The sequence below is a fragment of the Flavobacterium bomense genome, assembly GCF_003970355.1.
Genome location: NZ_RYDJ01000001.1, coordinates 500,000 through 522,238, shown reverse-complemented (window position 1 = coordinate 522,238; position 22,239 = coordinate 500,000). Strand labels below are relative to the sequence as shown.

Here is a 22,239-nt window from a genome sequence, read left to right as displayed (position 1 = left end):
GCGGAAAGCCCGACCCTTGTGGTCACGCCCTGAAAAAAAATCAGGGTAAACCCAAATAAATTTGATATCAACAGAAAATGAAACACATACGGAATTTTTGTATTATTGCACATATTGACCACGGGAAAAGCACGCTTGCTGACCGATTACTTGGCGCTACACAAACCGTTACCGCTCGTGAGGAAAAAGCGCAATTGCTGGACAACATGGATCTAGAACGTGAACGTGGGATTACGATTAAGAGTCACGCGATTCAGATGGAATATACGTATAAAGGACAAGAATACATCTTGAACTTGATTGACACTCCTGGACACGTGGATTTTTCGTACGAAGTTTCTCGGTCGATTGCCGCTTGTGAAGGCGCACTTTTGATTGTAGATGCAGCGCAAAGCATTCAGGCACAAACGATTTCGAATTTATATTTGGCTTTAGAAAATGACTTGGAAATTATTCCGGTTTTGAATAAAGTAGATTTACCAAGCGCGAATCCAGAGGAAGTAAGTGACGATATTATTGATTTACTTGGATGTAAATTAGAAGATATTATTCATGCATCTGGTAAAACTGGTTTTGGTGTCGAAAATATTTTGGCAGCCATCATCGATCGAATTCCTCCTCCAAAAGGAAGTGTTGATGAGCCATTACAAGCCTTGATTTTTGACTCGCATTACAATCCATTTCGAGGAATCGAAGTTATTTTCCGGGTAAAAAATGGTCAGATTAAAAAAGGTCAGAAGATAAAATTCATGGCTACCGGAAACGAATATTTTGCAGACGAGATTGGGACTTTAAAATTAAACCAAGTTCCGAAACAAGTGATTTCAGCCGGTGATGTTGGGTATTTAATTTCTGGAATTAAAGAAGCGAAAGAAGTAAAAGTAGGTGATACATTGACAGATGCGAAAACGCCAACAACGAATATAATTAAAGGATTTGAAGAGGTAAAACCAATGGTTTTTGCGGGAATTTATCCTGTGGATACGGAAGATTATGAGGAGTTGCGAAACTCTATGGAAAAATTGCAGTTGAATGATGCTTCATTAGTATTTTTACCGGAAAGTTCAGCTGCTTTGGGATTTGGTTTCCGTTGTGGATTCTTGGGAATGTTGCACATGGAAATTATCCAAGAGCGTTTGGAGCGTGAATTCAACATGACAGTGATTACTACGGTTCCCAACGTTTCGTATTTGGCTTACACCAAAAAGGATCCAACAACTCCACTTATTGTAAACAATCCTTCGGACTTGCCGGAGCCCTCTCGTTTAGACCACGTGGAAGAGCCTTTTATTAAGGCAACTATCATCACCAAATCCGATTATGTTGGAAATGTAATGAGTTTGTGTATTGAAAAACGTGGGTTGATTACGAATCAGACCTATTTGACTACGGAACGTGTAGAGTTGACTTTTGATATGCCATTGGCAGAAATTGTATTTGATTTTTACGACCGTTTGAAAACCGTTTCTAAAGGATATGCTTCCTTTGATTATACGCCAATTGGGTTGCGAACTTCTAATTTAGTGAAAGTAGACATCTTATTGAACGCTACGATTGTGGATGCATTATCCTCCTTGATGCATGCCGACAACGCATATCAAATAGGAAAAAAAATGTGTGAAAAACTGAAAGAATTGATTCCACGCCAACAATTTGATATTCCTGTTCAAGCGGCTATTGGGGTAAAAGTGATTTCTCGCGAAACAATAAAAGCATTGCGTAAAGACGTTACCGCTAAGTGTTATGGTGGAGATATTTCCCGTAAACGTAAATTATTGGAAAAACAGAAAAAAGGTAAAAAACGAATGAGATTGGTTGGAAATGTTGAAATTCCGCAAGAAGCGTTCATGGCTGTTTTGAAGTTGAATGATTAATGACCTGACGTTTTTTCTCGTCATTAATTACCCTGACGATAGTACCGGTTTTTTTAGAGGAGTGAACTAGGTATTTCATCCCAGATTTAAATACGAAATTGGTTGTTTACTTTAGTGTTCAGAAACAAAGAGACAAAAGCGTATATTTGAATAACAAAAAAATATAACAATTATGAATTTTAATTCTAAAAATCCATTTTTAAATACTAAAACTTTTTCTACTGCAGTTTCAAAAAATGATCAAGTACATCAAACCACAATTCTTGATTATAATGACGAGATGACCTTGTCAGGAACCATAAATAAAAGTTTGATTTTATTTTTACTACTTACTGCTTCGGCTATAGTAATATGGTGGTTGACCTTTAATGGGATGAACCCAATGGTCCCGGCAATTGGCGGTGCAGTAGTTGGGCTTATTCTAGTCGTAATTTCAGCGTTTAAACCTCAATACTCCCCCTATTTAGCTCCTGGTTACGCACTTTTTGAGGGCTTATTTATTGGTGGAATTTCAGCAATATTTGAAGCAATGTATCCTGGAATTGTCATTCAGGCCGTAGGAGCTACATTTGTAACCTTCATGATTTGTCTGGGATTGTATAAATATAAAATTGTGAAGGTAACAGAACAATTCAAATCGGTAGTTGTGGCTGCAACATTGGCTATTGCCACGTATTATCTTATATCTTGGGTATTTTCAATGTTCACCAGTTTTGTGCCCGTGCATTATGGCGGCTCATGGATGAGTATTGGAATCAGTGTTTTTGTAATTGTGATTGCTGCTTTAAATCTGTTTTTGGATTTTGACCGCATCGAAAAAGGAGCAGAACAAAAAATGCCAAAATACATGGAATGGTATGGTGCCATGGGGTTAATGATCACCCTTGTTTGGCTGTATATTGAATTTTTAAGATTGCTCTCAAAATTAAACAGTAAAAACTAATCGTGCTAATAGCTGTATAAAAAAGAGTGAACCTTTTAAAGTGTAAAAGAGTCACTCTTTTTATGCTGCTTTCTCAAAAGCAATGTAATGACTTAAAAGCCCTTTATTGTTGAAAATAGGAAACCCTTTTATGAAACAAACATAAATAGTCCCATTTTTTTTATAATTCAACACTGTTTTTTCAAAAGGTTTCTGCTCTACTATTGCCGTACGGATTTCACTTGAAGTACTCTTGCTCGTTGCTTTCCCTTGAAAAATCTTAGGGCTTTTTCCCAAAACTTCGGATTCTGCATAGCCGTTCATTTTTTTCATGTTGTGTGAAGCAAATATAATATTCAATTTTACATCCGTAACAATAACAACCTCTTCTTTCAGGCTACTATTGAGATCCCAATCATTTTTTGACCATTTATTTTGCAAAGCAATTGAGTTTAGCTTGTTTAAATCCAAAAAAACATTCTTGACTGAACTCAAAAATTCATTATGAAAATCCCAAGAACAAACAGGAACCGTCTTAATACTTAAAGCGCTGTGATACATCGCAATAGCGTCTTCATATTCTTTAAAATTGCTCATAACACATAATTTAATGAACCAAATGTAATTTTATTCACAAAGATAAAATTACAAATTTCAGATTTTAACCATTGTTGAACTCCTTCATTCTCCATTAGAAATCAAATTTCAGCTGCACCACAACAAATTTTTTCTGCTCTGTATTCAAATTGCTTAGAGAAATCCCCAGCAAACGAACGGAATCCTTCATGCGCTCTTGGTACAAAAGTTCTTTCACAACCTCTAGAATCAGTCCTTTGCCAGATATAAAATAAGGCAAGGTTTTACTGCGGGTTTGTTGGGTAAAATCACTGTATTTAATTTTCAAAGTGATTGTTTTTCCAGCTATAGTTTGTTTTTTTAATCTTCTTTCTAAGGCACTTGCAATAGGATCCAGTTGCTCCATCATGAAAATTTCTGAAGAAAGGTTGACGTCAAAAGTATGTTCTGCCGCTACTGATTTTGTGATTCGATTGGATTTAACCTCACTATTATGAATTCCCCTAACTACGTTGTAGTAAAAATGTCCTGATTTTCCAAAATGTCTCTCCAGAAACTCCAATGATTTACTTTTTAATTCTACTCCCGTAAAAATCCCTAATTGGTACATTTTCTCGGTGGTTACTTTTCCAACCCCATGAAATTTGTGAATGGCTAATTCTTCCAAAAATGCAATCACTTCATTTGGATCGACTGTTTTCTGCCCGTCGGGTTTATTATAATCACTTGCGATTTTAGCGACAAATTTATTAACTGAAATCCCTGCCGAAGCTGTCAAACCTACTTCATTAAAAATGCGTTGTCTTATTTCCTGTGCCAATAAAGTGGCGCTAGGATTTCCTTTTTTATTTGTAGTGACATCTAAATACGCCTCATCGAGTGAGAGTGGCTCTACTAGATCCGTATATTCATAAAAAATCTTGTGAATTTTTCTTGATATTTCTTTGTACCGATCAAATCTCGGTGTAACAAAAATAAGTTCTGGGCAGTTTTTTTTAGCCATAACGCCACTTATGGCACTCCTTACGCCAAATTTCCTAGCCTCATAACTTGCTGCAGCGACAACTCCTCGATTCTCTGAACCTCCCACTGCAATGGGTTTTCCCCGCAACAATGGATTGTCCAATTGCTCCACAGAGGCGTAGAAAGCATCCATGTCAACGTGAATAATTTTTCTTACTGGAATGAATCCCTGCATAATGTTCTAATTGAATATTCCCTTCGATTTCTTCCAAAGAACCTAGCATTCTGATTAATTCTTACCGTCTGAACTCAAATAATTGACAACTACTTCTGATTTTTTTTTGTTTTCCGTTGGAAAAAAGAAACTAATGGGTCTGGATTTAAAATGATTCCAGATAGAAGCGGCAATAAATCGCAATTCAAACAAAGAAATAGCCCTGGAGCGGAGCGCCAATCCCAACGAAAGGCTAAAACTGACCGTAAAATTCACTAACCCAATAACTCCAATCCCAAAAATGCCCCAAAACAACATAGTATTGCTTACTTGATAATTTGCTCCATACACTCCTAAGGCTAGATTGCCACTTACAAAAGTGATGTGTCTAATATCCAGATTCAACCCTAAAAACAAGCCAACGGAAGCCGTACTTCCCATAAAAACGCCAAACCAAAAATTAGAAATAATTCCGGCCCCTCTTTTTTCGTACAGCTTGGCTAATTTTAAAGTACGTACTTTCCCTAAGCTTCTTTTCAACATGGGGTGTTCCGTTATCCGGAAAAAAACCTGATTATGTTTATCCCTATTGGCAATACTTCCCGAAATAATTCCAGATAAAAACAGAAAAAATCCTGCTATTGCCGCATGAAAAATAGCTAATGAATGAATGGGACTAATGTCTGTAAGTAACGTTTCCCATTTAGTTGCAGCAATATTATAATGGAATAAGTAATCAATAGCCCAAATTCCAAGCAATGAAACTGGAAAAGCCATAATTACATTCCCCAAAAATGCAATAAACTGGGACCTGAAAACACGTGCAAAAAGAATGGCAAAAGCTTCATATTTCTCCGCCTCCTTCCCTTGTTTTGCAACTCCTTTTTCTAGAGCTTTTATCAAGGCAGCAGCAGTCATCGCTGGCTGTTTTGTAGCTAAAGTAAACCCCAGAAGATAAATAGCAATAAATCCAAAAGCATAATTCATACTATAAAGAAAAGCATGCCCAAAAAAACTAGTGTCAGCGCTAGCAAGCAAAACCTTAATGACACATAATATACCTACAATAAACCCTCCACCTAGGGCGGTACGGAACATTTTAAAATATTCTTTGCGACTTTCTGTGATATAATGTTCCCCTGTTTTAGCCGTGTGCTGGGTAATTTCATAGGAGATTAATTGCGTACTTTCGGCTATAAATTTCCTAACATTGTTCTTGTAGCAATTGAATTTTATCAAACGCAAGGCTAAAACAATCCCATTGTTTTTTTTATCACTCTCTTTTTCAACGATCAGCAACGGAATTAAAAATTTAAGCCGCTCTAATTGCTGTCTGATTTTTAGTAAATTCTGGTTTACCCGAAGTGAAATGCCATATTTAGAACTATTATGAAAAGCTCTGTCCACAAATTCTTCGCATTGCTTATGCAAAACCATCAATTGGGAATAAGATAAATCATCTATAGTGATGAAATGATTTTCAGAACTCCGGACTTGATCTTCTATTTGAAACAATTCCTTTTCAAAAGCTGAAAAAGGACTTTCAAAATCATCAAATTCAGGTACCATTTTAATCACATCCGTTTCCATGGCACGACCGCTGATGCGTTGTGTAATAAGATGCATTGCAACAAGTATTTCTGATAAAACGGAGTGAGGTGCTACACTTTCATAAATAGATTTGAATTTTAAAAGGCTGTATAATTCCTCTAATTGCTCCACTGGAATTTTATTTACCCAAATCCCATCATTGGCTAGATAAAAAACCTGATTGAAAATGTATTCTAAAGTGTCTTTTTGAGGTTGATAAGGCAATATCTTAGCAAAGATTCTTTTTTTGACTTCAAAAAGAAAATCTACATCTTGCAAAATAGCTGCGTCTGTGAGGATTTTATTAAACTTAATGTCTTTGAGAATTTCTTTGAGATAAAGGGAAAGTTGTTTCCGACAAGAATAATTTTCTTTCAAAAAAGTAATAATATCCTGCAAATCCACGGTTGCCAATTTTTTTGTTTGCAAAGGCCGAATCAACCGAATTAACTCCACTAAAGGCTCCAGGTTGTCTTCTGTATCACGCCAAGACTCTGCTTCCCCAAAAAATTCAGTTAGCACTCCCACTGGAGTTGGCTTGTGTTTTCTTTTAAAAAATGGTTTTATCAACTTTGTTTAATTTTTGTAAAAATACGAACAGACTGATCATTTTTCATTAATAAATCCTTGAAATTATTGCTCAAGGACGCACAAAAAGACCTATTCGCAAAATTTCCTTCCTATTATCGGTAATCGACACACAGAATTGGAACATAAAAAACAGCAAACTAGCATAAACTCCGCTTTTGTCAAAGAGATAAAAACGGAACAAAAGCAAAATATTTAATACCTTTGGTTGCTGGTATCAGCCCAGATAGCAATGAAAAATCTTCGATTGAAAAAAACTATTTTTCATTTAAAAAAGAGCAACCCAAGACGCTATTTTTTACAAATTGAAAAAAGATTTATGAGTAAAAATTGAAATGAATATCTGGATACGAGCCAAGTGAACTGACAAAATAAATAACTAAAAATAACAAATTTCGCTTGAAATGATAGAAATAGAAAGAAAATTTTTAGTCAAAGATGATTCCTATAAAGAATCTGCTTTTACTCAAAATCATATTGCGCAGGGCTATTTGAGTTCCGCGCCAGCGCGAACGGTACGGGTACGAATAAAAGGAAAAAAGGGGTTTCTGACGATAAAGGGGATTTCTAATACCTCCGGACTGTCCCGTTTTGAGTGGGAAAAAGAAATTTCCATTAGTGACGCTGAAAAATTACTGCTTTTGTGTGAAAAGGGAGCTATTGATAAAACTCGTTTTGAAATAAAAGTGGGCTCTCATATTTTTGAAGTAGATGAATTTCATGGTGAAAATCAAGGACTGGTTGTGGCAGAAATTGAATTAAACTCTGAAGAAGAATTTTTTGAAAAACCAGCTTGGCTGGACAAGGAAGTCACCGGAGACTCCCGCTATTACAATTCTTATTTGAGCACTTCGCCTTTTAGAAACTGGTAATCTAATTACTCATTACGGCTATAGTTACCTGCAGCCCTCCGCTGTTTTTATTAGCTGCAATATCCATAAATGCTCGTTTAGAAAGATCAATCTCTCTAGACTTGACAAATGGGCCTCTATCTGTAATTTCTACAATTACGAACTTCCCGTTTTTTTCATTGGTCACTTTGACTTTGGTACCAAAGGGCAGTTTTTTGTGGGCGGCGGTATATTTATTATTGTCAAATTTTGTACCGCTGGTCGTTCTTCTGCCATTGAATTTATCTGCGTAATAGGATGCGTGAGCGGCTTTTTTGTAGATTTTAAATTTTCCTAAAGAAGAGATCAATGAGTCTATTTTTTTTTCTTCCAGCTCCATTGCGGTTCGACTTTTTTTGATGCTGTCTTTTTGTATGGTGGCTTTTTGTATGGTGGCTTTTTGTCTTTCAGAGATGGAACTTTGGCTACTGGCTAAAGTGATTATTGCCAACAAAAAAAATAATGTTATTGATTTTTTCATTTATGTCTTTTTTAGTTAAATCTATTTTACAAAAACCATACCTAGATAAAAAAAGCTCTATTTCTAGAGCTTTCACGGTTTTTTTTAAAACCATATTTTCCATGGGATTCGGCTTAAAATAAGCACTAATCCTAAACCATAAAAAATAGAAAATGTTTTAAATTTAGATTCGCTTGTAGTTGCTTTTTTGTGTTTTGACCACCCAATAGTAATCAAGACAATTGCTATTATATTGATCAAAGGATGTTCTAAAGCCAACAATCGGCTTTCCGTTGTCAGCCCACCCATTCCAACGGCTTTTATCATATTCAAACCATTGGGAGACACAAAGTATAAAAGTACACCTACTACTAATTGAGTGTGTATTGCTATTAAGCCAAACAGCGCTATCTTTCTGTCTTTGGAAGTAAATTCTTTTTTAGAAAACATCCCTATCAAAGAATTAACCACAGCCACCACTAAAACTAAAAGTGCGAGATAAGCCCAGCCAGAATGAAATTTTTGAATAAAATCCTCCATAAATAATATTTTTGTTTTAACAAATATAAGCAAAAAAGGCATAAAAAAACCACGTTTTTCAACGTGGTTTTAAATATTCAAACACTTAAATTACTCCTACTTACCAAAAATGTATCTAAGTGTAAATTGTGCTTGCCAAACATCAAAAGTTGAAGCATTTTTTTGAAAAGTGTCTTTTATTAAAACTCGAGTTCCGTTAGCTTCTACTTGAGTCGCTAATTGATAAAAAGGAACATTCGTAGTCGTTGTTCTGTAGTTCAAAACATTTGTATTTGTAACTCGTTGTGTAACTCCCCAATCTTTATTAATGAAATTAGTAAAGTTCAGGATATCAGCTCTGAATTGAAAATTATTCTTTTTACCCGCAATTGTAATATAAAAATCTTGAGTTGCTGATAAATCTAATCTATGTAGCATAGGTAAAACTCCTCCATTTCTCTCTGCATACTGCCCTCTTCTAGTAGAAAGGTAATCATCTTGATTGATATAGGATTCGTAAGCTTGTTGTTGTTGCGCTTCAGTGTAGACTGTTGTCACAGTCCCATTTGTTACTGAAAGTGATTGAAAACGAATTTCATTTGCATTTTTAGGGACATAAATCAAGTCATTGTTATTTACTCTGTCACCATTCATATCACCCCCGTAAGAATAGGAAAACGGTCCGGATTGTTCTCCAATGTATCCTAAATTGATTGAAGTTGCCGCCCCTACATTTTTACCGTATTCAATTTTGTATCCTAAAATACCAACTAATCTATGTGGTGTATTATTGTTAGACAATGCTAAAGGTAAGTCGTTATTTCCATTTACAGATCTAGCGCCCGTCCACGAACCAGAAGCAATAGAACCCGGAGATAACAAATCATTAGCACTTGAATACGTGTATGCAAACGATCCCCATAGCCCTTTTTTGTATGGATACTCTAATTTAAAGGTTGAAGAATAAAAATATCCTTTGTCCGTGTTTGTTAAAACAACGGCACTGGAAACATTATCATTAACACGAACACCTGCATCGGTACGAGCATATCTTGGTCTGTTATCCGGACCGCTGAAAGTTCCAACTGGCGCATCAAAATTAGCATTATAATAATGTATCGCATTAATATTTCTTTGAAAAATCCCTTCTACTGTACCTACAAAACCAAAAGGAAGTTTTTGATCAACCGCTATATTAGTTTTCCAAACTTGCGGAAACTTAAATTTTTTATCGGTGAAAGCCAATTCAAAAGTAGTAGGAAGCGTTGGGGTATCCGGAATAAAATAATCATTTGGGTTTGGAGTAAAACCATACCCACCAGAAGCCAATGCAGTGCCACTTACATCAACAAAACCTGTAAGCACTCCATTATTACCAATTGCATTAGATAAATAAACTGAAGGTGCTCTTCCTGTAAAAACACCACTACCTCCACGAAGTTGCGTCGTTGCATCGCCATTTAAGTCTAAGTTAAAACCAACTCTTGGCTCCAACAAATACTGAGTATCAGGCATTTTTCCTGTATTAAATTTTTGGCCTTGTCCAAAAGTTAATGCAGTAACTGCAGGATTCTCAAGAGCTGTATCAGCAAACCAAACAGCTGTGGCACGAAGACCTACTGTTAATTTAAATCTATCGCTCAATTTCATTTCATCTTGCGTGTACAAATCTAATTTGTTTGACTTGAAGATTTGTAATGGCTCTTGAGCGCCGGGCAATGCAGAATATCTGAATTGAAGACGTGCAGGAAGTGCAGTTGTTGATGGCGCCCCACCTGTGTTTGCAGACTGATTAGCTGCTGCATAAAAGTCAGAAAGTGAATTAAAAGTATAAACACCATTAGACCCAGAGAAAAACAAGTTGCTTGATTTGAAGTACTCAAAGTTAGTACCAAACAATAATGAATGTTTACCTATCGTTTTGGTCAAATTATTAGTAAAATGTAATGTAGAATACGAAAGTTTATTTCCTTGAGTGAACGGATCTAAACCTGCCGAAATAAATGTGTTTGAACCGTTTAAGATATCAATTGTTGGAAACAAACCACCACCTTGTAATGCTCTGTCTTCAATTTGCTTATCGTAACCTGCAATAAAGTTATTGTACCAAGAATTGCTTAATTTACTATTCAATTCTAAGACTACTGATCTCGTATTATCCTGAATTACATATCCGCTGTTTTTAAAAGACATTGCTAACGGACTTGTTCTTCTGTTTCCAAAACCTAATGAATTTGAGTTTGAAGTTAACTCATCAGAATTAGAGTTATGAAAAACATAACGAGCGGTCAATTGATGATTATCATTAATATTCCAGTCCAGTCTGGCTAGGAATTTTTTTGAAATTCTTTCAGCATCATAGTTTTCCCATGGTCCTGTGGTATAATTAAATTTATCTTGCAAAAAAGTAGAAAGTGTTTGCATTTGTGCAAAAGTAGGAGCCGAAACCTGTGCACTTGCTTGTGGCGAACCTGTAGATGTCCAAGTAGTAGCCGGGCTAATGTTCTCTATAGTTTCAACATTCCCAAAGAAAAATAATTTATCTTTAATGATTGGTGCTCCAATTCTGGCGCCCCAAATTTTTTCTTCAAATTTTCCAGGTACTACTGTTCTTTCTCCTGCTTTACTTCCTATGAAGTCTTTTTTGTTGCTTCGGAATGAGTTGTATATTGACCCTTCCACCTCATTCGTTCCACTTTTGGTAACCGCATTGATTCCAGAACCTAAAAATCCGGATTGACGTACGTCATAAGGAGCGATATTTACTTGTAATTGCTCAATAGCATCTAATGAAATAGCTGTAGAACCGGTTCTTCCTCCGGCTTGTGAGTCACTACCTAAACCAAAACCATTATTAAAAACAGATCCGTCAATAGTAAAATTGTTTAATCTTGAATCCTGACCACCAAAAGTACCGTTACTACCTGCATTAGCATTGTACTTAGTAATTGCATTTATGGAACGTGCACCTGTTACTGGCACGGCAGTGATTTCTCTGTTAGAAAATTGTTGAGATGCTCCAGTTCTTCCTTTATTGAAAGTCCCTTTCGATTTTGTAGAAACAATTACTTCATTCAACGCATTTGATTCTTCTTCTACAACAATATTTACAGTTAAATTATTCCCTAAAGGAGCGTTAATATCCGTGATTTCTGTTGTTTTGTAGCCCACATAAGTCACTCTTACAGTGTAGGGACCGCCTGGTCTAATACCCTGAACTGCATAGCCTCCATTGGCACTTGTAGTTGAAAAATATTTTGTTCCTGTAGGCGTGTGAACGACCTCAACTGACGCTCCTGGAAGAGTCTCTCCAGCATTCGATTTAACAGTCCCAGACATAGCAGAACTAGTGACCTGCGAATGACCTACAACTGATAAAAAAATAATCAAAATAAAAATAATTCTTTTCATTTTTGTTTTTTTGTTTAGTTAAAAAAGTTTGGCAAAAATATAACATTTTTACTTAAATAAGTTAACATACTGTTAAGAATACGGTATTTCAAAACAATTTTTTCGCCCTCAACCATTATTTCTTTTTAGATCGAAAACCAAAGTATTTATTTTTTTTATTAAAGATTATTCTTTTTTTAAAAGACTTAAAATGTGGTTTTTAGTTATAAAAAAAAACCTCATTCCAAATTGAAATGAGGGTTAGATTATTTTAAGCTAAACTAGTTGAATGTATAACGAACACCAGTTTGCATTTGCCATCTTGATGAGTTAAGACCTACATCATCAACTTGGTTAACATTATTTCCTACAGCAGGGTTGTATCTAAACGTTGGTGTGGTACCATTAGCTAAGAATCCAACTTGCTGAAGCAATTGCACTTGGTCAAAGCTTGTAAAATAACGTTTACCCCAATTTTTATTTATAAGATTGGTAAAGTTGAAAATATCAGCTGTAAATTCTAAGGTATGTTTCTTATTCCCTACGTTGATAGTAAACTCTTGTGCAAATTTCAAATCGACAACATGAGTCGTTTTTAAACGATCTCCGTTACGCTCAGCGTATCCACCTTTTCTACTTCTTAAATACTCATTCCCTTCGATAAAAGCACTAAGCGCATCCCATTGTTGATCAGCGGTTAAGCCATTAGTTGTGCTTACTAAATTAATTTCAGATTTAGCAGCAGGAACATAAATCAATGCTGAACTAGAGAATGTATCTTTTAACAAATTTCCACGGTCATTATACACATAACTTATCGGTGTTCCTTGAGCTCCTTCGTAGAAGAAACCAATTCTTGATTTTGTGAATTTACTCCATTTCAAAGTAACATTTCCGTTCGAAATAACTCTTGCACCTTGATCAAAATCAGATCTTGACAATGTTGGAAAATTAGCTCCATTAACGGTTTCAGTATTATTCCACTGAGAACTGTTTTGAGATGAGGTTGCATCCAATAGAACGGTAGACTTACCATAGGAATATGTACCAGAAATATTACCGTCAATAAATGGTGATCTAAAGTTTTTAGTTAAAGTAAAAGACACATTATAAGCTTTTCCTTCATCTGTATTAGAGGCCAAATAAATTCCTAGATACTTGTTATCAACTCTATTATTTGCATTGTAAGTTGGTCTTGTATCCGCTCCAGTTAAGTTACTTGTAGACGCTTTGATATTCAAATTTTCATAGGTGATAGCACTGATGTTATCATTGTAAGTAACTTCGGAAGTAAACACGAAGCCTAATGGCAATTTTTGATCTACTGCAAAACTTGCTTTAAATACCTGTGGTAATTTAAAATCTTTTGCAAAAATATCAATATTACCGCCCGTACTACCTGAACCTGGTCTTGGGACAGAAGCAGGAAGCGGCGCTATTTGACTATCAACGCTTGGATTAGGATTGAACACTGGCGTTGTCCCTCCGGTAATTTGAATCGCTCCTTGAGTAACTCCATTATTGTTATATGTCCCACCTGGCCATACTAGCGGTAACCTAGAAGTAAATACTCCAAATCCACCTCTAATTTGAGTTAATTTTGCACCATTTACATCATAATTAAAACCCAAACGCGGTGCAAAATGAGCATAATTAGATATCCCTTGACCTACTCTGGCATCTTTCAAGTTTTTACCGGCTGCTTGTAATAACCCAACCGTTCTAACATTAAAATCATTATTTACTAAACCATCTTCCCATACCGGCATATCAACTCTTACTCCGTAAGAAAGTTTGAAATTTTCAGTCAATCTCATGTCATTTTGAATATACAAACCAAATTGTTTTGTACCAAACTCAGCTGCTCCTAGCGACTCATCTCCACTACCACCAATCAAGGAATAGTTCATTAAAAACCTATTTGCTCTTGCATCTGTTAAGAAATCAGATAATTTGGAGTAACGATAAGCTCCAAAATTGTTACCAAAGAATACGTTTTTAGATTGTGAAAATTCGTTGTGAGTTCCAATCGTGATTTTATTTCTTCCAAGATTGATTTCAAAATTATCAGAAATAGTCAATACTTTTTGATCTAAAAGATTTGCAGTTGAAAAAGCTTCTGCACCAAAGAAAATACTACCTGGACCATCTATAATTTGAACGGTAGGAAACGGATCTCCAGATGGGTCTCTGTCATCAGCTACAGTTGTGTAAGCAATAACAAGATTGTTAGAAAATTTATTACTAAATCTTGAGTTTAGTTCTAAAGCTGTTGAATTAGTTGTCGATTTAAATAACTGACTACCATTGATAAAACTAATTGCTGTAGCAGAAGAACGGCTAGGAGAAAAATTCTCTGCATCAACAATACTGTGCTTAAATGATAATTTATGATTATCACTGATGTTCCAGTCTAACTTAGCAATGATTTTATCACTCTTAAGTGTTCTGACATTATTATTGTAAGAACCTGGATCATATCCAAAACCTGCTAATTTTGCAGTTAAGGCATTAATATCAGCTAATTTAGAATCTCCTGCGTAGGTACCAAAATCAAAAGGTTGTGGTGTCTCATTGTTTTGTTTTTCATAATTGATAAAATAAAACAATTTGTCTTTGACAATTGATCCACCTGCACGAACTCCGTACGTTTGCGCAGAAAAATCAGCTAACTTTTGTCTTCCGTCTGCACCTGCCAATGAAGGAGGCGTTTTAGCAGAAATAGACTCGTCTCTATTGAAAAAATAGGCAGATCCTTCAAAATCATTAGTTCCTGATTTCGTAATTGCACTAATTGCTCCACCCGCAAAACCTGAAAGTTTCACATCATAAGGAGCTACACTTACTTGAAATTGCTCAATTGCATCCACAGAAATTGGACTTACACCCGTTTGCCCTCCGTTAGTTCCGTTTGCAGCTAGTCCGAAAACATCATTACTTACAGCTCCATCAATATAAATTGCATTGAATCTATTATTTTGTCCCCCAATAGACAATTGATCATCGCCTCGAATTTGTGCCTGAGGTGTCAATCTTGCAAAATCAGAAATGTTTCTGGATAAGGAAGGCAATGACTTGATTTTATCTGAATTGATTACCGTTTGAGCTCCTGTTCTCTGAGAATTAAACGTATTATCTCTTGACGCTCTAACTACAACTTCTTTCAATTCATTTGAATCTTCAGCCAAAGCAATTTTAAAAGTTTTATTTTCTCCCAATTGAAGATAAATTTCGTTTTCTTCATAGTTTTTAAAACCTACATAAGTAATGGTAACCTTATAAGGCCCACCAACTCTCATGTTTGAAATACTAAAATTACCTGTCCCATCTGTAGATGCAGTGTAACGGGAACCTGAAGGAGTATGTACTGCAAGAATAGATGCGCCGGGTAAGGTTTGAGAATCGTTATCATAAACATTTCCGCTTACAGAGGAATTTGTATTTCCCTGTGCGTAAAGGTTAGGATTAGCGCAAAATAATAACGCTAATGCAAAAAACAACTTTAAAAATTTTTTCATATTGTCTAGTTTATTAATATTTGGCAAAAATATAACATTTTTGCTTTAATAAGTTAACATAACGTTAAGAATATCGTTTCTTTTAAACAGAATTTTTATCTCAAACCAATAATCTCGCTTTTTTTAATTAAAAAAAAAGAGAATTTTCAATTAAAATCATTTTATATTAAATTATCCACACCAAATTACCAATTGCAAATACTAAAAAAAATAACACAAATTTAAAAAAAGTACTCTGCCAGAATTACTTAAATACTAAAAAGCCCTGAATTAGCTAAAATCAAGGCTTTTAGTGTTTTATACCTCCATCAAAAACAGAGCAGTAATCAACCTTAAATGAAAATTGATACGATCATAAAAATCAGTAGCTTATTTGCTCCTATTTATTCTTCAAAAAATGATTCAATAAAAAAGTGGTAGATCCGTCATGTGTTTGAACCGTTTTCGTATTAATTTCTTCCAAGATAGAATTAGCCAATTGTTTTCCTAATTCAACTCCCCACTGATCAAAACTAAAAATATTCCAGATCACTCCTTGTACAAAAATCTTGTGCTCGTACAAGGCAATCAAAGAGCCTAACGTCTCGGGTGTCAGTTTTTGGATTAAAATAGTGTTTGTAGGCTTGTTACCTGTAAAAACTTTAAATGGCAAAAGGAATTTTGCTTTATCAGCTGAAATTCCTTGTGTATCAAATTCAGCTTGTACTTGTTCTTCTGATTTCCCATGCATTAATGCTTCTGTTTGTGCAAAAAAGTTAGACATTAGTTTATCATGATGATCATTGTCGCCGTATAGCGGAGTTACAAATCCAATAAAATCTGCAGGTATCAGTTTTGTCCCTTGGTGAATTAACTGAAAAAAAGCATGTTGTGCATTAGTCCCCGGCTCTCCCCAAATGATCGTCCCAGTTTGGTAATTGACTGGTTTCCCGTCCCGACCCACACTTTTACCATTGCTTTCCATTGTTCCTTGTTGCAAGTAGGGGGCTAATTTTTGTAAGTATTGCGTGTACGGAATCAAAGCTTCACTTTCGGCACCAAAAAAATTGTTGTACCAAATACTCAATAACGCTAACGTAACCGGCATGTTTTGGTCAAAATCGGCAGTTTTGAAATGCTCGTCCATCTCATTGGCTCCTTTTAGCATGCCGTCAAAATTATCGTACCCAACGGCTAAACTTATCGTAAGTCCAACGGCACTCCACAAAGAGAATCTCCCTCCAACCCAATCCCACATAGGGAATACGTTGTCTGGGTTTATCCCAAACGCTGTTACTTTTTGAATATTGGTAGAAACGGCAACAAAATGCTTGGCCACATCTTCTTGAGTAGCCGATTTTAAAAACCATTTTCTGATGGTTTCAGAGTTGGTTAATGTTTCTTGAGTTGTAAATGTTTTGGAAACAACCACAAAAAGCGTTGTTTCTGGATTTAGTTTTTTTATGATTTCATTTACATGATCCCCATCCACATTAGAAACAAAATGAACATTTAAATGATTTTTATAAAATTGCAATGCCTCAACAACCATAACAGGCCCTAAATCCGAGCCTCCAATGCCTATATTGACCACATCCGTGAACGGTTTCCCTGTAAAACCTGTTCTTTTGCCGGAAATTACTTCATTGGTAAATAATTTAATTTTACTTTTTACTTCATTAATTTCAGTAAGTACATTACTTCCATCAACATTTATTATTGCTGATTTTTTGGCACGCAATGCGGTGTGAAGTACTGCTCTATTTTCGGTTTGATTAATTATTGCACCATTAAAATAATCAGCAATAGCACTTTTAAGTCCTACTTCATCTGCTAGTTGTAATAACAACTGAAGTGTTTCTTGATTAATAATATTTTTTGAATAATCAATTAAAAAATCATTCCATTTCAAATTGAATTTTTTTGTTCTGGATTCGTCCAATTGAAATAATTCCTGAATCGACGCTTTTTGCATTTCGCTGTAATGCTTTTCAAGTTTTTTCCAAGCGCTTGTTTCGGTTGGATTTGTGGTATTTAAAGCCATTTATTGTGTGTTTTGTAGTATTATTTTAATAGGGTAAAAATAGTGAAATTAGTTTTAATGAAAAATGGTTTTGCATTATATTAAACTATAGTAATATAACAAGATTTCAGTGTTTTTTGGGACTAACACTAAGCAACTCGTCTTTTTTGAAAAAAATTGTGATGATTTTACAAATGTTATTTACAGGTTAGCCACACTATCCAGTTCAAATTTCAAGGGCGTTATTTGTGTCAAAAACCGACTTTTATTAGCGCCATTCATCGGCTCACCACTAGGCAATTTAAGTCTTAATGCATCTACTTGTCTTCCGTTTTTCCAAAATCGATAACAAACATGTGGCCCTGTTGCCAAACCTGTGCTTCCTACTAAACCGATAACCTGTCCCTGACTGACCCGTTGTCCGCGTCTCACGAGTATTTTTGACATGTGCAAATATTGTGTTGAGTAGGTTCCGTTATGTTTAACTTTTACAAAATTCCCGTTTCCGGCAGTAAAACCACTTTGCTCCACAACGCCGCTTGCCGTAGTGGTTATAGGTGTGCCATGAGGCGCCGCATAATCCGTTCCTTTATGTGCTTTCCATCTGTGCTGAACCGGATGAAATCTACTGTTTGAAAATCTTGACGAAATTCTACTGAATTTTATTGGAGACTTAAGAAAGAAATTTTTTAGTGTTTTCCCTTCTTCATTATAATATTGAATTTTATCTGAATTGGGGTTCTGCGCAAAGGGAAAGGCATAAATAATTTTTCCTCCGTATTCAAAAAAAGAAGCTTCCAGTTCTTCGACTCCATCATAAACGGAATCATTTATAAAGCGCTCTGTAAACGTTATCGCAAAACGATCTCCTTTTTTGAGTTTCATGAAATCAATTGAATAGGCGTAAATTTTAGCTATTTTATTCGCTAGAGCCCCTTCAATCTTAGCATTGTCTAAAGTTTCCGACAATGATTCTTTCAAAACTCCACCAATGGTGCGTCGCCTAATTGTAATTGGTTTGGTTTTTTTATAAACAACTACCGCTGTGTCCCGCATATCAATCACGTAATAACTCAGCGCATCGGGTTGATAAATAAAAGCCTGTAAATTATGTTTTTTATCCTTGGACCTCAACAACGTAAAAGGCCTGTTGATTCTAATACTTCTTACATCAAACGAATCTCTCACTTTAGCAATAATATCATATACTTTTCGTTCCCCAATATTCTGATTTTGAATAATAGTTCCAAAAGTATCTCCCCTTTCTATAGTATCATTAACGATATTAAAATCAGCAAGAACAAACCCAAACTCACTCTTTTTAGGAACAAGTTTCACTACTTTTTCCGGCACAACTTCCTTCATTTTATTACATGATACTAAAGAAAAAAGTGCTATTATAATTATAAATATTTGTTTCAAATCTTGTTTTTTTTTATTCAATCTACATTTCTACTCCCCAATTTTCTAATTCGTGGCTACTCCATAATTCCGGGAAGAAAATTCTTCTTTGATATTTTGGATGCATGTATTTTTTCCAGTCACTCCCGCCAGTAGCTTCTCCATCGCCTTTTCCACTTTGATCAATATATTTTTTTGCTGTATTAAGGTGTTGCATTACCCAAGTAATATTTACCGTATGGTCATAATGACGCATGGCTTGAATTAGTTCTGGATTTTTTTGATCTGATTCCGGTAATTGTTTGAATTTTTGCCAAATATTAATGGTGTTGTATTCCTCCATGTGGGCTAAGAATTCCTTCTTATATTTTTTTTCAAACTCCTCCAGTAAAAATGATTTTTTACCGCTGTGATACTCTTTTCCGGCTGCTTGCCAATACAAATGTTCCAGTGCAAACTCATACGTTGTATTCCGGTCAATGGTATCTCTATAACGGTAATCAATCAGATTTATTAGGTCTGTTGATGAAAATTCTATCAAGCGGTATTGCGCACTTTGAAAGCCGCTGGCCGGAGTTAGTGTATTTCTAAATTTCATGTATTGCTCCACTTCCATTCCATTTCCCATAATATCAAAAGAGGTGGTTAACATGTCAAAATAACGGCTGATTCGCATTAATCGTTCCGTGAAAAATACTGTATTAATGCTTTCACAATAGGAAATTTGCCGCATCTCCCAGAGAATCATTTTAAATATCAATTCATTAACCTGGTGATACATGATAAAAACCATTTCGTCCGGAAGCGTCGTTCTCTGAATTTGAAGATTCAACAGGGCATCTGTCTGAATATAATCCCAATAGGTGATTGGCTTAGACCATAATACTCCTTCGAGCTGTGTTTCTGTTTTTTGATTTATCGCATCATATTTAAGCTCAATTTCTTTTAAAATAGCTTCTGAATTGTCTTTAGTACTCATTATTTTTTTGTTTTAAAAGGATTTTTCAATCCTCTGTATCCCTCAATATCTGCCTTGATTGACCCTACTGCCAGACTGGCTTTTATCCTCAGCGGTACTTTATTGTCATCGTCCGAAATCCAGACAGTAAGACTTTCTTTCTCTTTGAAAACGCGTCCTGATTGTACCAAAGGTCTAAAAATCATAGCTGAAACAACGCCAAATTTAGTGGTAATATTTTCTCGTCCAATAAACTTTAGCTTGAATTTAGTAGTTTCATCATCAAAAAACATATCGATTGCCACTGATTCTCCAATTTTTAATTTATCGATACTAGGATAGTTTCTTAAATAATAAAAGGCCGATAGAATATCCTGAGTATTTTTTGGAATGTAAAGTGTTTTTTCGGTTTTATGTTTATAATCTTTTACAACAACTCTGTTTGTAGATTGGTCAAAAAACCCTTCTTGATTTTTAGTATAGCCGCCTTCATCAATTTTTCGAACAAACTGGTACGGATTTCCTGTTTCCTTATCAATGTAGCTTTCGTATAAATCATCTACTTTAAAGAAAAAACGAGACATCCCCGTGGTGTATCCTTTACCAACAACATGAAACGTTTTTTTGTTGTTTAAAATGGCCTCTTTTACTTCCAGCGTGGCATAACCGGCATTGACTATTCCATAGTGTATCCTGAATTTGAACCACTCACCCACTCCGTAAGCATCTTCCTGAGGAGAATCAAAGCTTACTGTTATAATCAACACAAAGAATAAGAATAGTTTTTTCATCACTTAATTTGTCTGTTTATTGACTCTATTAGCAAATTTTGTTCCAAATATATCAAAACAAAAAAACTCAGTCAAATAATGACTGAGTTTTTATGCTATTAACTAACCAAAAAACTATAAACTATGAAATTTATATGAAATCAGGAAGGAAACCACCCCTTCCCTTTTTGCGAGTGCAAAGGTAGTTAACAAATCCACTTTTTTTTGTTAAAAAAAAAGTTTAACACAACATTTACAAAAAAACATGTTGTTTATTAGTTATTTTTTCACAATATGTAAAAATAATGCTTTTTTACAACGTTCCTCGCAATTCCTGTTCTCGCTCAATTGATTCAAATAGCGCTTTAAAGTTCCCCGCTCCAAAACCTTTGGCTCCCATTCTTTGTATAATTTCAAAAAATAAGGTTGGCCTGTCTTGCACCGGTTTTGTGAAAATTTGCAACAAATACCCTTCTTCATCGGCATCTACCATGATGGCTAGTTTCTCGATTTCGTTTAAATCTTCTTTCATCATTTTCATGTGATCTCCCAATCGCTCCGGAATGGCTTCATAATAGGTATGTGGAGGAGCGGACAAAAATTCAATTCCTCTGGCTTTCAATTGCGATACGGTTTTGATAATATCATCCGTTGCTATTGCGATATGCTGAATTCCAGGTCCACCATAAAAGTCCAGATATTCCTCAATCTGTGACTTTTTCTTTCCTTCAGCAGGTTCGTTGATTGGAAATTTGATTCTTCCGTTTCCGTTTGACATTACCTTACTCATCAATGCTGAATATTCCGTATTGATTTGTTTGTCATCAAAAGAAAGGAAATTTACAAATCCCATCACGTCTTCATAAAACTTAACCCAAGTATTCATTTCATTCCAACCCACATTTCCTACCATGTGGTCAATGTATTTTAATCCTGTTGGTTCCGGATTATACTCGGATTTCCATTCCTTATAACCAGGAAGGAAAACACCATTATAGTTTTTGCGCTCTACAAAAATATGTACCGTTTCTCCGTAAGTGTAAATTCCGGAACGTACTACTTCTCCAAATTCGTCTTTCTCTACCGTAGGCTCCATAAAAGAGCGCGCACCACGTTTCATGGTTTCTTCGTACGCACTGGTGGCATCTTCTACCCATAGCGCTGCAACTTTCACGCCGTCTCCATGTTTTCTTAAATGTTCGTGTATTGGAGAATCTTGTGTTAATGGCGTAGTTAATACAATGCGGATTTTATCTTGTTTTAACACATACGACGTTCTGTCTCGCACTCCGGTTTCTAATCCTGCATACGCCAAAGACTGATACCCAAAAGCCGTTTTATAATAATGTGCGGATTGTTTTGCATTTCCTACGTAGAATTCTACATAATCGGTTCCTAATAACGGAAGGAAATCTTGTGCTCCTTCAAATATTTTTTCGAGTCCGTATTCTACTGATTTTACTTCTTTGCTCATTGTGATTTATTTTTTGATTCGGCATCTCTAGTTTTGGAACGCGGTTGACGCGGATAAAACAGATGTACACGGATGTATTAATTTAAAATTATGTTGTTGTTTACTCTAAAGCCCTAGCCCTGATGGAAAC

The 22,239-nt window shown here is 35.4% G+C and carries 15 protein-coding genes; 3 read left to right on the top strand and 12 right to left on the bottom strand.

What is annotated here, in order from left to right:
• Nucleotides 1-77: 77 nt before the first annotated feature.
• The gene (lepA, locus tag EKL98_RS02265; protein WP_126452060.1) at nucleotides 78-1,874 is read left to right on the top strand and encodes a translation elongation factor 4; all 1,797 of its coding nucleotides are present in this window, start codon (nucleotides 78-80) and stop codon (nucleotides 1,872-1,874) included.
• A gap of 172 nt (nucleotides 1,875-2,046) precedes the next feature.
• Entirely contained in the window at nucleotides 2,047-2,817 is a 771-nt protein-coding gene (locus EKL98_RS02260; protein ID WP_126457621.1) for a Bax inhibitor-1/YccA family protein, read from the top strand.
• A gap of 60 nt (nucleotides 2,818-2,877) precedes the next feature.
• Here EKL98_RS02260 and EKL98_RS02255 read toward each other — a convergent pair whose 3' ends face one another.
• The 3 genes from EKL98_RS02255 to EKL98_RS02245 form a co-directional block, all read right to left on the bottom strand.
• A complete protein-coding gene (locus tag EKL98_RS02255) occupies nucleotides 2,878-3,393 on the bottom strand; it encodes a PAS domain-containing protein (protein WP_126457622.1) in 516 nt (171 codons plus the stop codon).
• A 94-nt stretch (nucleotides 3,394-3,487) separates the two neighbouring features.
• Entirely contained in the window at nucleotides 3,488-4,570 is a 1,083-nt protein-coding gene (dinB, locus tag EKL98_RS02250) for a DNA polymerase IV (RefSeq protein ID WP_126554018.1), read from the bottom strand.
• 54 nt (nucleotides 4,571-4,624) lie between these two features.
• Nucleotides 4,625-6,709 carry a site-specific recombinase gene (locus EKL98_RS02245; protein WP_231507405.1) on the bottom strand — a complete coding sequence of 695 codons (2,085 nt, stop codon included), beginning with the start codon at nucleotides 6,707-6,709 and terminating at the stop codon, nucleotides 4,625-4,627.
• 422 nt (nucleotides 6,710-7,131) lie between these two features.
• Between EKL98_RS02245 and EKL98_RS02240 the strand changes: the two genes are divergently transcribed.
• A complete protein-coding gene (locus tag EKL98_RS02240; RefSeq protein WP_126457624.1) occupies nucleotides 7,132-7,599 on the top strand; it encodes a CYTH domain-containing protein in 468 nt (155 codons plus the stop codon).
• 1 nt (nucleotide 7,600) lies between these two features.
• Here the strand turns inward: EKL98_RS02240 and EKL98_RS02235 are convergent, their stop codons facing one another.
• The 9 genes from EKL98_RS02235 to hppD all read right to left on the bottom strand — a co-directional run bounded on the left by EKL98_RS02235 (nucleotide 7,601) and on the right by hppD (nucleotide 22,109).
• Entirely contained in the window at nucleotides 7,601-8,098 is a 498-nt protein-coding gene (locus tag EKL98_RS02235; protein WP_126561433.1) for a septal ring lytic transglycosylase RlpA family protein, read from the bottom strand.
• A gap of 84 nt (nucleotides 8,099-8,182) precedes the next feature.
• Complete coding sequence (locus EKL98_RS02230) at nucleotides 8,183-8,617, bottom strand: hypothetical protein (protein WP_126457626.1); 435 nt, start codon at nucleotides 8,615-8,617, stop codon at nucleotides 8,183-8,185.
• Between the two features lie 96 nt (nucleotides 8,618-8,713).
• On the bottom strand, nucleotides 8,714-12,007 hold the full coding sequence (locus EKL98_RS02225) for a TonB-dependent receptor (protein WP_126561432.1): 3,294 nt from the start codon (nucleotides 12,005-12,007) through the stop codon (nucleotides 8,714-8,716).
• A 260-nt stretch (nucleotides 12,008-12,267) separates the two neighbouring features.
• Nucleotides 12,268-15,504 carry a TonB-dependent receptor gene (locus EKL98_RS02220; protein ID WP_126561431.1) on the bottom strand — a complete coding sequence of 1,079 codons (3,237 nt, stop codon included), beginning with the start codon at nucleotides 15,502-15,504 and terminating at the stop codon, nucleotides 12,268-12,270.
• Nucleotides 15,505-15,883: 379 nt separating this feature from the next.
• The gene (gene pgi, locus EKL98_RS02215; RefSeq protein WP_126554030.1) at nucleotides 15,884-17,527 is read right to left on the bottom strand and encodes a glucose-6-phosphate isomerase; all 1,644 of its coding nucleotides are present in this window, start codon (nucleotides 17,525-17,527) and stop codon (nucleotides 15,884-15,886) included.
• Nucleotides 17,528-17,707: 180 nt separating this feature from the next.
• A complete protein-coding gene (locus EKL98_RS02210) occupies nucleotides 17,708-18,928 on the bottom strand; it encodes a peptidoglycan DD-metalloendopeptidase family protein (RefSeq protein WP_126457630.1) in 1,221 nt (406 codons plus the stop codon).
• A 22-nt stretch (nucleotides 18,929-18,950) separates the two neighbouring features.
• Nucleotides 18,951-19,886: a tryptophan 2,3-dioxygenase family protein gene (locus tag EKL98_RS02205; protein ID WP_126457631.1), complete on the bottom strand. Its 936-nt coding sequence runs from the start codon at nucleotides 19,884-19,886 to the stop codon at nucleotides 18,951-18,953.
• Nucleotides 19,886-20,656, bottom strand: coding sequence for a DUF3108 domain-containing protein (locus tag EKL98_RS02200; protein ID WP_126457632.1), 771 nt, complete (start codon nucleotides 20,654-20,656; stop codon nucleotides 19,886-19,888). Before EKL98_RS02200 ends, EKL98_RS02205 begins: the two co-directional genes overlap by 1 nt.
• Nucleotides 20,657-20,948: 292 nt before the next feature.
• Nucleotides 20,949-22,109: a 4-hydroxyphenylpyruvate dioxygenase gene (gene hppD / locus EKL98_RS02195; protein ID WP_126457633.1), complete on the bottom strand. Its 1,161-nt coding sequence runs from the start codon at nucleotides 22,107-22,109 to the stop codon at nucleotides 20,949-20,951.
• Nucleotides 22,110-22,239: the final 130 nt, after the last annotated feature.

Bases quoted from the DNA above. Each gene is read 5' to 3' on its own strand.
- lepA (WP_126452060.1), top strand. From the start codon at position 78: ATGAAACACATACGGAATTTTTGTATTATTGCACATATTGACCACGGG.
- EKL98_RS02260 (WP_126457621.1), top strand. From the start codon at position 2,047: ATGAATTTTAATTCTAAAAATCCATTTTTAAATACTAAAACTTTTTCT.
- EKL98_RS02255 (WP_126457622.1), bottom strand. From the start codon at position 3,393: ATGAGCAATTTTAAAGAATATGAAGACGCTATTGCGATGTATCACAGC.
- dinB (WP_126554018.1), bottom strand. From the start codon at position 4,570: ATGCAGGGATTCATTCCAGTAAGAAAAATTATTCACGTTGACATGGAT.
- EKL98_RS02240 (WP_126457624.1), top strand. From the start codon at position 7,132: ATGATAGAAATAGAAAGAAAATTTTTAGTCAAAGATGATTCCTATAAA.
- EKL98_RS02235 (WP_126561433.1), bottom strand. From the start codon at position 8,098: ATGAAAAAATCAATAACATTATTTTTTTTGTTGGCAATAATCACTTTA.
- EKL98_RS02230 (WP_126457626.1), bottom strand. From the start codon at position 8,617: ATGGAGGATTTTATTCAAAAATTTCATTCTGGCTGGGCTTATCTCGCA.
- EKL98_RS02225 (WP_126561432.1), bottom strand. From the start codon at position 12,007: ATGAAAAGAATTATTTTTATTTTGATTATTTTTTTATCAGTTGTAGGT.
- EKL98_RS02220 (WP_126561431.1), bottom strand. From the start codon at position 15,504: ATGAAAAAATTTTTAAAGTTGTTTTTTGCATTAGCGTTATTATTTTGC.
- pgi (WP_126554030.1), bottom strand. From the start codon at position 17,527: ATGGCTTTAAATACCACAAATCCAACCGAAACAAGCGCTTGGAAAAAA.
- EKL98_RS02205 (WP_126457631.1), bottom strand. From the start codon at position 19,886: ATGAGTACTAAAGACAATTCAGAAGCTATTTTAAAAGAAATTGAGCTT.
- EKL98_RS02200 (WP_126457632.1), bottom strand. From the start codon at position 20,656: ATGAAAAAACTATTCTTATTCTTTGTGTTGATTATAACAGTAAGCTTT.
- hppD (WP_126457633.1), bottom strand. From the start codon at position 22,109: ATGAGCAAAGAAGTAAAATCAGTAGAATACGGACTCGAAAAAATATTT.